Origin of the sequence: Paraburkholderia bannensis NBRC 103871 (assembly GCF_000685015.1) — a bacterium.
In the GTDB taxonomy this organism is placed as follows: Bacteria; Pseudomonadota; Gammaproteobacteria; order Burkholderiales; family Burkholderiaceae; genus Paraburkholderia; species Paraburkholderia bannensis.
In genome coordinates, this window is sequence record NZ_BAYA01000013.1 from 34,817 (window position 1) to 47,587 (window position 12,771).

Sequence of the window (12,771 nt, forward strand, 5' to 3'; positions counted from 1 at the left end):
TTGTTCTCGCGGCTGCATGCACGCCATGCCTCTTTCGTAGCCTTTGGATCGCCGCGACAGCACTTGTAAAAAATATTTAATCAGGAGACCAGATGAAAAACCCAATAAATCGGAAAACCACACGCTTGACCGAGGCCGCGTCAATCGCGGCACTCGTCTCGCTCCACGTTGCATCGTCGCAAGCCGTCACGATTCCCGCCGGAACCGCCCTCGCGCCAAAGCAGGAAATCACGCGCCAGTTGCTGGCCGAAATCGAATCGCTCGACCCCGCGCGGATCGAATCGACCAATGCGAACCTGGTGGGCCTCGATGTCTTCGAAGGTCTCACGCGCATCGACGCCGCAGGCAGCGTCGTGCCAGGCGTGGCCGCCTCGTGGAAGCGCACTGCGCCCGACACCTGGGTCTTCACGCTGCGACGCGATGCGAAATGGAGCGACGGCCATCCGGTCACCGCAACCGATTTCGTCTACGCCTGGCAACGCGTGGCCGATCCCAAGACCGCCTCGCCGTACACCATCACCGTCGAATTCGTGAAGAACGCCAAGGCCGTGATCGCCGGCAAGCAGCCGGTGACGAACCTGGGCGTACGCGCCATCGACCCCTACACGCTCGAAGTCAAAACCGAAGCGCCCACGCCCTTTTTCACCGAACTCACGGCCAACTCGTCGCTCGCGCCCGTGAATCGCGCGAGCGTGACGAAGTACGGCGCAAGCTGGACGCGCCCCGGCAACCTGGTGAGCAACGGCCCCTACATGCTGGCCGACTGGCGGCCGAACGACCGCATCGTGCTGGTGCGCAACCCGCATTACTGGAACAACGCCCATGTGGCCCTCACACAGGTGACGTGGATGCCCGTCGAAAGCGACGAAACGGCCATGCGCATGTTCCAGTCCGGCCAGCTCGACATGACGTACCAGTTGCCGTCGGGCCAGTATCCGCAGCTCGTGAAGACCTTCGGCGCGGAACTCAGGCCGAGCCTGCAGATTGGCACGTACTACTACGCACTCAACAACACCGACCCCGCATTGCGCGATGCGCGCGTGCGTCAGGCGCTGTCGATGGTGCTCGACCGCGACCTGCTGACGTCGAAAATCACGCAGAACGGCGAGCGCCCCGTCTACGGCCTGATCGTCGAGGGCACCAAGGGCGCGCAGCCGTTCACGCCCGAATGGGCTGGCTGGCCGATGGCGAAACGCGTGGAAACCGCACGCGCCTTGCTGAAGGCCGCGGGCTATTCGGACGCGAAGCCGCTCACCTTCACGATGATCTACAACACCAACGAGCAGCACAAGAAAGTCGCGCTGTTCGCGTCAAGCGAGTGGCGCACGAAGCTGGGCGTCAACGCAAAGATCGAGAACCTCGAATTCAAGGTGCTGCTCAAGCAGCGTCACGACGGCGCGTACCAGATCGCTCGCGACGGCTGGTACGCCGACTACAACGACGCGATGTCGTTCTACGCACTCGTCCAGTGCGGCAGCCCTCAGAACGACCAGCGCTCCTGCAACGGCAAGGTCGACGATCAGGTCGCGCAAGCCAACCTTCAGGCCGACGACGGCAAACGCCGCGAAATGCTCACGCAGGCCTTCGCGACGGCGATGCGCGACTACCCGCTCGTGCCGCTGTATCAGTACTCGGCGGCGCGCCTCGTGAAGTCGTACGTGGGCGGTTATACGCTCACGAACAACATCGACCAGCGCGCGTCGCAGGACATGTACATCCTCAAGCACTGACATGTTCGCCTATACCCTGCGCCGCGTGCTCTGGGCCGTGCCCACCGTGCTCGCCGTCGTGACCGCCTGCTTCCTGCTGCTGCACCTGACGCCAGGCGGCCCCTTCGATACCGAACGGGCGATGTCCGCCGCCGCGCTCGCCAACCTCAATGCGCGCTATCACCTTGACGAGCCGCTGTGGCAGCAGTACCTGCGCTACCTGGGCGCGCTGCTGCAGGGCGACCTGGGCGCATCGTTCCGCTACGCCGACTGGAGCGTCGACGACCTCGTCAACAAGGCGCTGCCGGTGAGCCTGGGCATCGGCGGTGTGTCGATTCCGCTCGCCGTGCTGTTCGGCGTCGCGCTGGGCACGCTTGCCGCCGTGCGCCGCAACAGCCTCGTCGATCATGGCGTGATGCTGCTTGGCAACCTCGGCAACGTGGTGCCGCCGTTCGTGCTGGGCCCGGTGCTCGTGCTGGTGTTCGCCGTGCTGCTCAAGACCCGTGACGGCAGCGGCTGGCTGCCTGCGGGCGGCTGGGGCGAAGGCGACTGGCGCCATCGCGTGCTGCCCGTTGCGCTGCTCGTCGTCATCAACATGGCCGCCATCGCGCGCGTGATGCGCGGCAGCCTGATCGAGGTGCTGGCCAGCAACTTTATCCGCACGGCGCGCGCCAAGGGCCTGCCCGGCCGCACGATCGTGTTGCGCCATGCGCTGCGTCCGGCGCTGATGCCGGTGGTCTCGCTGCTCGGCCCCGTGTGCATCTCCTCGATCACGGCGGCCGTGGTGACCGAATCGGTCTTCGCGCTGCCCGGCCTCGGGCAACTGGTCGTCAACGGCGCGGTCAACCGCGATTACACGCTCGTGCTCGGCCTCGTCGTGCTCACCACCGTCTGCGCCGTGCTGTTCAACCTGCTCGTCGATCTCGCCTATGCATGGCTCGATCCGCGGATCCGCTACTGACGCTCCCTGGCATCCATGAAAATCCTTTCTGCCTTGCCGCAGCCCGCCGCACGGCCACGCCGCGCCTCGCCCGCACTTGTACGCTTCACACGCCATCGCGCGGCGCTTGCGAGTTCCGTGATCCTCGTGCTGATTGCGCTCGCCTGCTTCATCGGCCCGTTCCTGCTGCCGAATTCGCCCATCGACAACGACTGGAGCGCCATCAGCCTCGCGCCCACGCTACAGGGCGGCCACTGGTTCGGCACCGACGAACTGGGCCGCGACCTGCTCGCCCGCACGCTGGTCGGCGGGCGCGTTTCGCTCGAAGTCGGCTTGCTCGGCACGCTGGTGTCCACGCTCGTGGGCGTGGTCTACGGCGCGAGCGCGGGCTACCTGGGCGGGCGCACCGACGCTGTCCTCATGCGCATCGTCGACATGATGTACGCGATCCCCTACATGCTGATCGCGATTCTCATGGTGACGCTGTTCGGCCGCGCATTTTCGCTCGTTGTCCTGACGATTAGCGCGTTCTCGTGGCTCGACATGGCGCGCGTGGTGCGCGGCCAGACGCTTGCGCTGCGCACGCGCGAATTCATCGACGCCGCACGCGCCATCGGCGTGCGTCCCGCCGCGATCATCGCGCGCCATATCGTGCCGAACCTCGCGGGCATCGTCGCCATTTACGCGACCGTCACCGTGCCCGGCATCGTGCTCACCGAATCCGTGCTCTCGTTCCTCGGCCTGGGCGTGCAGGAGCCGATGACGAGCTGGGGCGTGCTGATCCAGGACGGCGCGCAGAAACTCGACGCCATGCCGTGGCTGCTGCTCGGGCCCGCCGTGATGCTGTGCGTGACGCTCTACTGCGTGAACTTCGTCGGCGACGGCCTGCGCGACGCGCTCGATCCCAAGGAGCGATGAGATGGCGCTGCTCGAAGTGGAAAACCTGGGCGTGCGCTTCTCGCGCCGCGACGGCCCGGGCGTCGAGGTGGTGCAGGACGTGTCGTTCTCGCTCGAAGCGGGCGGCACGCTGGGCATCGTCGGCGAATCGGGTTCGGGAAAGAGCCAGACGGTGATGGCGCTGCTTGGGCTGCTGGCGTCGAACGGGCAAGCCTCCGGCCACGCACGGCTGCACGGCGAGGATCTGCTCGCCATGAAGCCCGCCGCGCTCAACCGTATTCGCGGCGACCGTATTGCGATGATCTTCCAGGATCCGATGACCTCGCTCAATCCGTTCCTGACGATCGAACGGCAGATGACCGAGACGCTGCAGCACCATCGTCCCGTCACACGGCGCGAAGCTCGCAGGCGGGCGATCGAGGCGCTGGAGCGCGTGCGCATTCCCGATGCTGCGCGCCGCATCGGCATGTATCCGCACGAGTTCTCGGGCGGCATGCGCCAGCGCGTGCTGATCGCCGCGGCGCTGATGATGGAGCCCGACGTGCTGATCGCCGACGAACCCACCACCGCGCTCGACGTCACCGTGCAGGCGCAGATCCTGGCGTTGCTGCGAGAGATGAACCGCGAGCGCGGCACGGCGATCCTGCTCATCACGCACGACATGGGCGTGGTCGCCGAGCTGTGCGACGACGTCATGGTGATGTACGCGGGCCGCGCAGTCGAAAAGGCCCGTGCTGCCGCGTTATTCGCGCAGCCGCAGCATCCGTACACGGCCGGCTTGCTGGGCGCCCTGCCGCGTCTCGACGCGCCCGTCGGCGCGCCGTTGTGCACGATTCCCGGCAACCCTCCGTTGCCTGGCGGCAGCGCAACAGGCTGTGCGTTCGCGCCGCGCTGCGCCTACGCGTTCGAACGTTGCCACACGCAGGCTCCTTCGCTGCGAGACGACGGCGCACGCGCCCGTGCGTGCCACCTGCCCGCCGATATCGCGCTACAAGCCACGCCGGGAGTCCTTGTATGAGCGAAATCACCATGCCGGCTGCTTGCGATCACACCAATACTTCGCAGGCCGAAACGCTTCTCTCCGTGCGTAACCTCGCCGTCCATTTCCGCGTCTCGCATGGCGCGTGGCCGTGGCAGAAGTCGACGCTGCACGCCGTCAACGGCGTCTCGTTCGACGTGCGGCGCGGCGAGACGCTGGGCCTCGTCGGCGAATCCGGCTGCGGCAAGTCCACGCTCGCACGCGCGCTGATTGGCCTGGCGCCGGTCGCCACGGGCAGCGTGTCGTGGCGCGGCGAGGAAACCGTGGTGGGCGCGGGGCGCAAGCTCGGTACGCTGCGGCGCGACGTGCAGATGATTTTCCAGGATCCGCTGGCCTCGCTCGATCCACGCATGTCGATTGGCGAGATCGTCGCGGAACCGTTGCGCACCCACGCGCCGCATCTGGGCCGCACGGAAGTCGAGCGCCGGGTGGCGACGATGCTTGAGCGCGTTGGACTCAATGCGCAGCACGCGGCACGGCGCGCGCATGAATTCTCGGGAGGCCAGTGCCAGCGCGTAGGCATCGCGCGCGCATTGATCGGCGAACCGGGGCTGGTGATCTGCGATGAACCCGTTTCGGCGCTTGACGTGTCGATTCAGGCGCAGATCGTCAATCTGCTGCGCGACCTGCAACGCGAGCGCTCGCTGTCCCTGCTGTTCGTGGCGCACGACCTTGCCGTGGTGAAGACCATCAGCCATCGCGTGATGGTGATGTACCTCGGGCGCGTCATGGAAATCGGCGATTGCCGCGCGGTTTATGACGGCGCGCGCCATCCCTACACGCGCGCGCTGCTCGATGCGGTGCCCGTGCCCGATCCGGCGCTCGCGCGCCTGCGCCGCAGCGCGCCGTTGAGCGGCGAGATCCCTTCGCCGCTCAATCCGCCGTCTGGCTGTGCGTTCCGCACGCGCTGTCCCTACGCCACGGACAGTTGCGCCGCGCGCACGCCGTCGCTCTTGCGCGCCCACTCCGGCCAGCCGCTGGCCGCCTGCTGGCACCCGCGCGAAAGCGGCGCGCCGCCCACCGACTGATGCCTCACCTCGCCCAACGCGAGGGGCGCACAGGACGCCTGGCAATCCTGATCGATTACCTCATTCCAACGACAACATAAAACGAGACCAACGATGAAGAACAGCCCCATCATGAGCAGACACGCCATGGCGCTCGCCGCCCTGGCGCTTGCCGCGTCGCTGGGCGCGGCGGCCGCGCAGGCCGACGAAGCAGGCCCCATGGCCGCCGCGCCCGCCGTCGCAGCGAGCGCAACGGCTCCCGCCGCCACGAAACACCAACGCAAGAAGAAGTCCAAAGCGGCGCGCAAGCAAAGCGCCCAGGCGCCGTCATCGGCGGCCGTGAACAATATGCAGCCGCGGCCGCCCGCGACCAGCGTAGACCGGCTGATCCAGCCCAACGCGGCTGAGGCGCTTTCCTCGGGCATGCCAGACGCCAGCGCCGACGAAACCGTGCGCGCCGACAATCCGCCGCGTTCGCCTTCGACGCCATCGAACCAGGCCGCCAGCAAAGGGTTGATCGGCGATAGTCATCTCATGCTCAACCTGCGCAACTACGCGGACGTGCAGGACGTCACCGGCGGCCCGCATCGCCACGCGTGGACGCAGGGCGCGATGCTCGATTACACCTCGGGGTTCACGCAGGGGCCCATCGGCTTCGGCGTGGATGCGTCGCTCTATGGCGCGTTCAAGTTCGACGGCGGCCAGGGCGCGGGCAACATGGTGCACGTGAGCAAGGGCGGCGGCGGCCAGAACCAGTTCGCGTGGGCCTATCCCGGCATTTACGACGTGAAGGCGCAAGTGTCCGATACGGTCGTCAAATACGGCCTCCAGATGACCGCCGATAACCCGTTCTTCGAGCCGCACGACAACCGCGCGTTGCCGCCGACCTTCCTCGGCGTGTCGCTCGTGAGCAAGGACATCGCCAATACGGTGCTGCAGGGCGGCAGCTTCACCAAGGTCGATCCGCGCGGCCACACGAACCTGGTCGACCTGTCGACGTCCTATGGCGGCGTGACCTTCAAGCGCTTCAGCTACGTGGGCGGCAGCTGGGACTACAGCCCAAGCGGCAATCTCTCGCTGTTCGCGAACCAGGCCGATAGCGTGTGGCGTCAGTACTATGGCTCGTTGCAGCAGAGCATCGGCGATCCGTCGACGCTCAAGTGGACTGGCTTCGCCAACGTCTATTCGACGCATAGTGTGGGCGGCGGCCTCGAAGGCCCGATCAACAACAATGCCTACAGCCTGTCGCTGGCCGCCCAGCACGGCGCGCATTCGCTGCTGGTGGGATATCAGCAGATTCTCGGCGACCAGTTCTTCGATTATGTGAACGAGACCAACGGCATTTATCTCGTGAACTCGATGGACGTCGATTACAACGCACCGCATGAAAAGTCGTTCCAGGTGCGTTATGGCTTCGACGGCAAATATGCGGGGCTGCCGGGCGCGAAGGCGATGCTCTGGTATGCGCTGGGCTGGGGCGCGGACGGCTCTGCGGGCGCGGCGGCAAACGGCCCCGGCAGCCCGCTTTATGGGCTGTACTGGAAGAACGGCCAGCCCGTGCATGGCTCGCATCACGAGTTCGGCTTCATCCCTTCGTACACGCTGCAGAGCGGGCGCTTCAAGGATACGAAGATCGCCTTCACGGCGATGTGGCACCACGGCTCGAAGTATTACTCCGACCCAACCAATATGGAGTACAGATTATTGGTGTCGATGCCACTGAAGCTGTTTTAAGCGGCCCGGATAGCGGGTGAGCAGACCCTGCGCTCACCCCAGCCACGCCGCTGCCCGCTCCTCCAGGAACGCCACGAAGCTGCGGATCTTCGGCAACGGCTGCCTGTCCTGCCGATACAGCGCATGAACCCGCCGCCCCGCCGGCGTCGCCTCTTCCAGCACGCTCACGAGCCGCCCCGCTGCCAGGTCGTCAGCGACCAGAATCGACGGCTGCAACAGCAGCCCCGCGCCGTGCAGCGCGGCCTGGCGCAACGCAAGGCCATCGTTGCAGAGGAACGTCGTGTCCTCGGGCCAGCGGTTTTCGCCCGCCAGCCGCCAGCCATTGCGCCGATCCCACACCGAATGCCCCAGGCACCGATGCCCGGCCAGCTCCTCCAGCGTGCGCGGCGTGCCATGGCGCGCGAGATAGCCAGGCGACGCACAGATCGCCATTCGATACTGCCCGATCGGCCGCGCGACGAGGTTCAGGTCGGCGTCCAGGTCGCCGATGCGCACCGCCACATCGAAACCCTCATCGACGAGATCGACCACGCTGTTGCTCAGGTCGAGGTCGATGCGCACCTGCGGATACGCATTCTGGTATTCGGCCGCGAGCGGTGCGATCACGCAGGCGCCCAGCGTCGTCGCCGCGGTGATACGCAGGCGTCCGCGCGGCTCGGCGCGCAGGCTTTCCACCGAGGCTTCGGCCAGCGCCAGTTGCTCCAGCACCTTGCGGCTTTCCTCGTAAAAGCGCCGCCCCGCGTCAGTGAGGCTCTGCGCGCGCGTGTTGCGCTGGAGCAGTTGCGCGCCCAGATGCGTTTCCAGTTGCCGCACGTACTTGCCGACCATCACCGGGCTCAGGTCGAGCTCGCGCGCGGCGGCGCTGAAGCTGCCGCGCTCCACGGCGCTCACGAACACTTCCATACTGCGCAGCCGATCCATGATTGCAAACCCAGAGTTCCAAGTGAACGAAATTATCGTCCATTTATTCTTTCTGGTGTCAGGCGGATAGTGGGGGTTTTCGTCAACCGTTCAGGGGAAGTCGCACATGAAGATCATCGTGGTGGGCGCCAGCGGCGCCGTCGGCCGGGCCGTGGTCGAAACGCTCAGCGAAGGCCATACGGTCGTGACCGTGGGCCGCAACAGCGGCGATTTTCGCGCCGACATCACACGCGACGATAGCGTCGAGGCGCTGTTCCGCGAGGTCGGCAACGTGGATGCGATCGTGTCGGCTGCGGGGCAGTTGCACTTCGGCCCGTTTGCGTCGATGACGACCGGCCAGTTCAATATCGGCTTGCAGGACAAGTTGCTGGGACAGGTGCGGCTCGCGCTGATCGGCCAGCACTACCTGAACGACGGCGGCTCGATCACGCTGACGAGCGGCATCGTCGGCGAGGAGCCGATCGCGCAGGGCGTGAACGCCACAACCGTCAATGCGGCGCTGGAAGGCTTCGTGCGCGCCGCCGCGACGGAACTGCGGCGCGACCGCCGCATCAACGTGGTCAGCCCGACCGTGCTGACCGAGTCGCTGGACGCCTACGGCCCGTTTTTCCCCGGCTTCGAGAGCGTGAGCGCGAAGCGCGCCGCGCTAGCGTACAAGCGCAGCGTGGAAGGCGTGCAGACGGGCCGCGTTTTCAAGGTGTATTGAGGAGCGGGGCCCCGCGCGGGTTGCCTGCCCGCGCAAGGTCGTTGCGCAGGCAACGTTAAGCCGAAACCCGCACCTCAGCCTGCGCACGTGCGAGCAGGCTGCTGCAACGCCCCGACAGCTGCACGAACGTGACGTGCTTGCCCGCGCGCGCGTAGCGCGCCTGCACGGCTTCGAGCGCGGCAATAGCCGAGTGATCGGCGACATGCAGGTGCGCGCAATCGAAGCGTACGTCCTGCGGGTCGCGCGCCGGATCGAACAGCGCCTGGAACTGCGCCGCCGAGGCAAAGAACAGCGTGCCGCGCAGCGCATACACGCGCTCGCCCGAAGGCTCGTCGCGCATGTCGCAGCGGAACTCGCGCGCGTGCTGCCACGCGAAATTCAGCGAGGCGATCACGATGCCGCACATCACCGCCGTCGCGAGATCGGTGCAGACGGTGATGACCGTCACGGCGACAATCACGAGCGCATCGTTGCGCGGCACCTTGTGCAGCACGCGCAGCGAACCCCACGCGAACGTCTGCCCCGCCACGATGAACATGACGCCCACCAGCGCCGCGAGCGGAATGCGCTCGATCAGCGGCGAGAGGCACAGGATAAACAGCAGGATCATCACGCCGCTCGTCACGCCCGAGACGCGCCCGCGGCCGCCCGAGCCCAGGTTGATGACGGTCTGGCCGATCATCGCGCAACCGCCCATCGCGCCGAACATCCCCGCCGCGATATTGGCCGCGCCCAGCGCCACGCATTCGCGATTGGGCTGGCCGCGCGAGTTGGTCACGTCGTCGGTGAGGTTGAGCGTGAGCAGCGTCTCCAGCAGGCCGACCAGCGACATCAGCACCGCATAGGGCAGCACGATGCGCAGCGTCTCCAGGTTCATCGGCACGGCGGGCAGGCTGAACGCGGGCAGGCCGCCCGCGATGTGCGCCATGTCGCCGAGCGTGCGCGCGGGCAGATGCAGCAGCGCCGCCGCCGCGCCCACGCCCACGATCGCCACCAGCGCGGGCGGCACGGCTTTAGTCAAACGCGGCATGACGAACACAATCGCCATCGTCAGGGCGACGAGGCCGACCATCAGCGCGAGCGCCGGGCCGTGCATCCATTCCATGCCGTTCGCGCCGGGCGTCTTGAAGTGCTCGAACTGGGCGCGCGCAATGATGATCGCAAGGCCATTGACGAAGCCGAGCATCACCGGATGCGGCACCATGCGGATCAGCTTGCCGAGCCTCAGCGCGCCGAACAGGATCATCAGCAGGCCGCCCAGCACGACCGTCGCGAACAGATACTGCGCGCCGTGCTGCACCACGAGCGCGACGATCACCACCGCCATCGAGCCCGCCGCGCCCGAAATCATGCCCGGCCGGCCGCCAAACAGGGCCGTGATGGTGCAGATGAAAAACGCGCCATAGAGGCCCATCAGCGGATTCAGGTGCGCGACAAGCGCAAAGGCGATGCATTCGGGCACGAGCGCGAACGACGATGTGATGCCGGCGAGCAATTCGCTGCGCAGCGTAGAAAGACGGCTCAGGCCGGAACGGGCGGATTCCATGGTGCGAGTCGGTAGGCAGATAGGGAGTCGATGACGCGGATCGCGCGCAGGGGCAACCGCCGCGGCGCTGGTCTTGCAGGGGGACGAACCGGAAACGACAGGGATGAACGGGATAACAGGCCAACGGGCCAGCAGGCGGCGCGGACGGCATCGGCAATGCGGGCGCGGCCTGGACGGACGAAAGCGCGGATTCTACCGGATTAGCGTTTTTTTCGCCTCGCACCTTACAGGGCCAGATAGCCATCCACAAGCGCGCCGTAAGCGCCCAGTCCACGCAAAGTGGTTACCTCAAATACCGCTGGATTGGTCATTGGGTATAGCCGCATCGGCATCTACCATGGTCTCCATCGCGCCACCCACGGCGCACTCACCGCCCAAAGGAACCATCATGCAACAGCGTCTGGACTTCTACCGCGCCAACCCGCCCGCCATCAAGGCCATGCTCGCACTCGAAGAACGCATCGAGAAAAGCAGCATCGAAAAGCCGCTCGCCGAACTCGTGCGCCTGCGCGCCTCGCAGATCAACGGCTGCGCCTACTGCGTCGACATGCACGTCGCTGATGCGCGCAAGGGCGGCGAAACCGAGCGCCGTCTCGCGACCGTGGTGGTCTGGCGCGAAACGCCGTTCTTCACGGAACGCGAGCGTGCGGCACTGGCCTGGACTGAAGCGCTCACGCTGGTCTCGCATGACCATGTGCCCGACGCCGCCTGGGAAGCCGTGCAGCCGCATTTCAGCGAAGCCGAACTGGTCGACCTCACGCTGCTCATCAATGCGATCAATAGCTGGAACCGCTTTGCGATCGCCTTCCGCAAGCTGCCGGCTTGAGGGGCGCGTCATGACCTTACGCTCGACTCTCGTACGCGCCGCCGCGGCGGCGCTTGGCATGGCCGCGTTGTGCGGCGCGGGTTCGGCATTCGCGCACGATACAAACAGCGCGAACAACGCCGCCGAAGAAAAAATCGCCCCCGTGATGAAGCAGGCGATTCCGGAAGCACCCGGCAAGAACGTGCTGATTGCGACCGTCACGTTCGCACCGGGACAGGATTCGCAGCCGCATATGCACCCGGGCTCGATCTTCGCGTATGTGACGCAAGGGCATATCGAATCGCAGATCGAAGGCTCGCCCGCACGCGTCTATGGCCCCGGCGAGGCGTGGTACGAGCCGCCCGGCGCACATCACGTCATCGCGCGCAACGCCAGCAAGACGGAACCGGCGCAGATTCTCGTGTTCGCCATCGCGGGCGAACACGATCCGATCAAGAAGCCGCTGCCGCATTAAGCGCGCAGGCGCTCAGGGCGCGCGCTTCCTGCAGGCGCTCCGCCTCGAACAGCCGGACGCACATGAAATCGACGAAGGCGCGCAGTCGCGGCGACGGATGGCGGCTGGACGGCCAGACAATCGAGAACTGGCCCACGGTCGTTGTGTACGCATCGAGTACGCTGGCGAGCGTACCCGCCGTCAGCGCGTCGCGCACCAGAAAATCCGGCATGTAACCGATACCGAAGCCCGCGACCACCGACTGCATCAGTGCTTCCATGTTGTTGCAGACAAGCGCGCTGCGCAGTGCGGGCAGCGCCTCGCCGTGCGTCGCGAGTTCCCACGGCTGCAACTTGCCCGTGTCCGGAAACCGGTAGCGCACACATGCATGCGCAGCAAGATCGGCGAGCGTGTGCAGCGCGCCCGCGCGCGCGAGGTAATCGGGCGACGCGCACAGCACATGCCGGAACGGGCCGAGCCGCCGCGCGACGAGGCTCGAATCGCTTAGCGTGCCGCTGCGGATCACGGCGTCGAAGCCGCCTTCGATCACGTCGACCATGCGGTCGTTGTAGTCCAGATCAAGCTCGATCTCGGGATAAAGCGCAGCGAAATCCGCAAGCACCGGCAGCAGAAACCGATAGCCGATGGCGGGCAGGCTGACGCGCAGCCGCCCGCGCGGCGTCTGTGCGGACGCCGCGAGCACGGCCTGCGCGTCGCTCAGCTCCGCGAGAATATGGCTGCATCGCTCGTAAAAGAGCCGCCCTTCGTCGGTGAGCGCGATCTTGCGCGTGGTGCGATGAAAGAGCCGCACGCCGAGCGACGCCTCCAGCTTCGCAATGGCCTTGCCGACCGCCGACGCCGATATGCCCAGCGCGCGCCCCGCCGCCACGAAGCTCAGCGCCTGCGCGACGCGCACGAATGCAACGATTGCGTTGAGATTGTCCATATACGCTATTTTCGCTGTCGATCCGGGAATTCGATTCCGCAATGTACGGAGCGCCGCCCTGTTTTTC

General features: G+C 66.3%; 11 protein-coding genes and 1 pseudogene. 9 read left to right on the top strand and 3 right to left on the bottom strand.

What is annotated here, in order from left to right:
- Nucleotides 1-92 precede the first annotated feature (92 nt).
- The 6 genes from BBA01S_RS20135 (at nt 93) to BBA01S_RS20160 (ending at nt 7,326) form a co-directional block, all read left to right on the top strand.
- Nucleotides 93-1,730, top strand: a complete 1,638-nt coding sequence (locus BBA01S_RS20135; protein WP_042297575.1) for a peptide ABC transporter substrate-binding protein — start codon at nt 93-95, stop codon at nt 1,728-1,730.
- 1 nt (nt 1,731) lies between these two features.
- On the top strand, nt 1,732-2,670 hold the full coding sequence (locus BBA01S_RS20140; protein ID WP_027818037.1) for an ABC transporter permease subunit: 939 nt from the start codon (nt 1,732-1,734) through the stop codon (nt 2,668-2,670).
- A gap of 15 nt (nt 2,671-2,685) precedes the next feature.
- On the top strand, nt 2,686-3,567 hold the full coding sequence (locus BBA01S_RS20145) for an ABC transporter permease (protein ID WP_084162362.1): 882 nt from the start codon (nt 2,686-2,688) through the stop codon (nt 3,565-3,567).
- A gap of 1 nt (nt 3,568) precedes the next feature.
- Nucleotides 3,569-4,564, top strand: a complete 996-nt coding sequence (locus BBA01S_RS20150) for an ABC transporter ATP-binding protein (RefSeq protein WP_027818039.1) — start codon at nt 3,569-3,571, stop codon at nt 4,562-4,564.
- The gene (locus BBA01S_RS41895; RefSeq protein ID WP_245641536.1) at nt 4,561-5,613 is read left to right on the top strand and encodes an ABC transporter ATP-binding protein; all 1,053 of its coding nucleotides are present in this window, start codon (nt 4,561-4,563) and stop codon (nt 5,611-5,613) included. Before BBA01S_RS20150 ends, BBA01S_RS41895 begins: the two co-directional genes overlap by 4 nt.
- A 93-nt stretch (nt 5,614-5,706) precedes the next feature.
- Nucleotides 5,707-7,326: an OprD family outer membrane porin gene (locus BBA01S_RS20160; protein WP_042297576.1), complete on the top strand. Its 1,620-nt coding sequence runs from the start codon at nt 5,707-5,709 to the stop codon at nt 7,324-7,326.
- Between the two features lie 33 nt (nt 7,327-7,359).
- Here BBA01S_RS20160 and BBA01S_RS20165 read toward each other — a convergent pair whose 3' ends face one another.
- Complete coding sequence (locus BBA01S_RS20165) at nt 7,360-8,247, bottom strand: LysR family transcriptional regulator (protein WP_027818041.1); 888 nt, start codon at nt 8,245-8,247, stop codon at nt 7,360-7,362.
- 106 nt (nt 8,248-8,353) lie between these two features.
- Between BBA01S_RS20165 and BBA01S_RS20170 the strand changes: the two genes are divergently transcribed.
- On the top strand, nt 8,354-8,953 hold the full coding sequence (locus BBA01S_RS20170; protein ID WP_027818042.1) for a short chain dehydrogenase: 600 nt from the start codon (nt 8,354-8,356) through the stop codon (nt 8,951-8,953).
- 55 nt (nt 8,954-9,008) lie between these two features.
- Here BBA01S_RS20170 and BBA01S_RS20175 read toward each other — a convergent pair whose 3' ends face one another.
- Complete coding sequence (locus BBA01S_RS20175; RefSeq protein WP_027818043.1) at nt 9,009-10,499, bottom strand: SulP family inorganic anion transporter; 1,491 nt, start codon at nt 10,497-10,499, stop codon at nt 9,009-9,011.
- Nucleotides 10,500-10,887: 388 nt separating this feature from the next.
- Between BBA01S_RS20175 and BBA01S_RS20180 the strand changes: the two genes are divergently transcribed.
- Nucleotides 10,888-11,325, top strand: a complete 438-nt coding sequence (locus BBA01S_RS20180) for a carboxymuconolactone decarboxylase family protein (protein WP_027818044.1) — start codon at nt 10,888-10,890, stop codon at nt 11,323-11,325.
- 10 nt (nt 11,326-11,335) lie between these two features.
- On the top strand, nt 11,336-11,779 hold the full coding sequence (locus BBA01S_RS20185) for a cupin domain-containing protein (RefSeq protein ID WP_027818045.1): 444 nt from the start codon (nt 11,336-11,338) through the stop codon (nt 11,777-11,779).
- A gap of 46 nt (nt 11,780-11,825) precedes the next feature.
- Here BBA01S_RS20185 and BBA01S_RS41900 read toward each other — a convergent pair.
- A pseudogene (locus tag BBA01S_RS41900) lies at nt 11,826-12,704 on the bottom strand (LysR family transcriptional regulator); the annotation flags it as partial.
- Between the last annotated feature and the right edge of the window lie 67 nt (nt 12,705-12,771).

Bases quoted from the DNA above. Each gene is read 5' to 3' on its own strand.
- BBA01S_RS20175 (WP_027818043.1), bottom strand. From the start codon at position 10,499: ATGGAATCCGCCCGTTCCGGCCTGAGCCGTCTTTCTACGCTGCGCAGC.
- BBA01S_RS20145 (WP_084162362.1), top strand. From the start codon at position 2,686: ATGAAAATCCTTTCTGCCTTGCCGCAGCCCGCCGCACGGCCACGCCGC.
- BBA01S_RS20150 (WP_027818039.1), top strand. From the start codon at position 3,569: ATGGCGCTGCTCGAAGTGGAAAACCTGGGCGTGCGCTTCTCGCGCCGC.
- BBA01S_RS20165 (WP_027818041.1), bottom strand. From the start codon at position 8,247: ATGGATCGGCTGCGCAGTATGGAAGTGTTCGTGAGCGCCGTGGAGCGC.
- BBA01S_RS20160 (WP_042297576.1), top strand. From the start codon at position 5,707: ATGAAGAACAGCCCCATCATGAGCAGACACGCCATGGCGCTCGCCGCC.
- BBA01S_RS41895 (WP_245641536.1), top strand. From the start codon at position 4,561: ATGAGCGAAATCACCATGCCGGCTGCTTGCGATCACACCAATACTTCG.
- BBA01S_RS20140 (WP_027818037.1), top strand. From the start codon at position 1,732: ATGTTCGCCTATACCCTGCGCCGCGTGCTCTGGGCCGTGCCCACCGTG.
- BBA01S_RS20170 (WP_027818042.1), top strand. From the start codon at position 8,354: ATGAAGATCATCGTGGTGGGCGCCAGCGGCGCCGTCGGCCGGGCCGTG.
- BBA01S_RS20185 (WP_027818045.1), top strand. From the start codon at position 11,336: ATGACCTTACGCTCGACTCTCGTACGCGCCGCCGCGGCGGCGCTTGGC.
- BBA01S_RS20135 (WP_042297575.1), top strand. From the start codon at position 93: ATGAAAAACCCAATAAATCGGAAAACCACACGCTTGACCGAGGCCGCG.
- BBA01S_RS20180 (WP_027818044.1), top strand. From the start codon at position 10,888: ATGCAACAGCGTCTGGACTTCTACCGCGCCAACCCGCCCGCCATCAAG.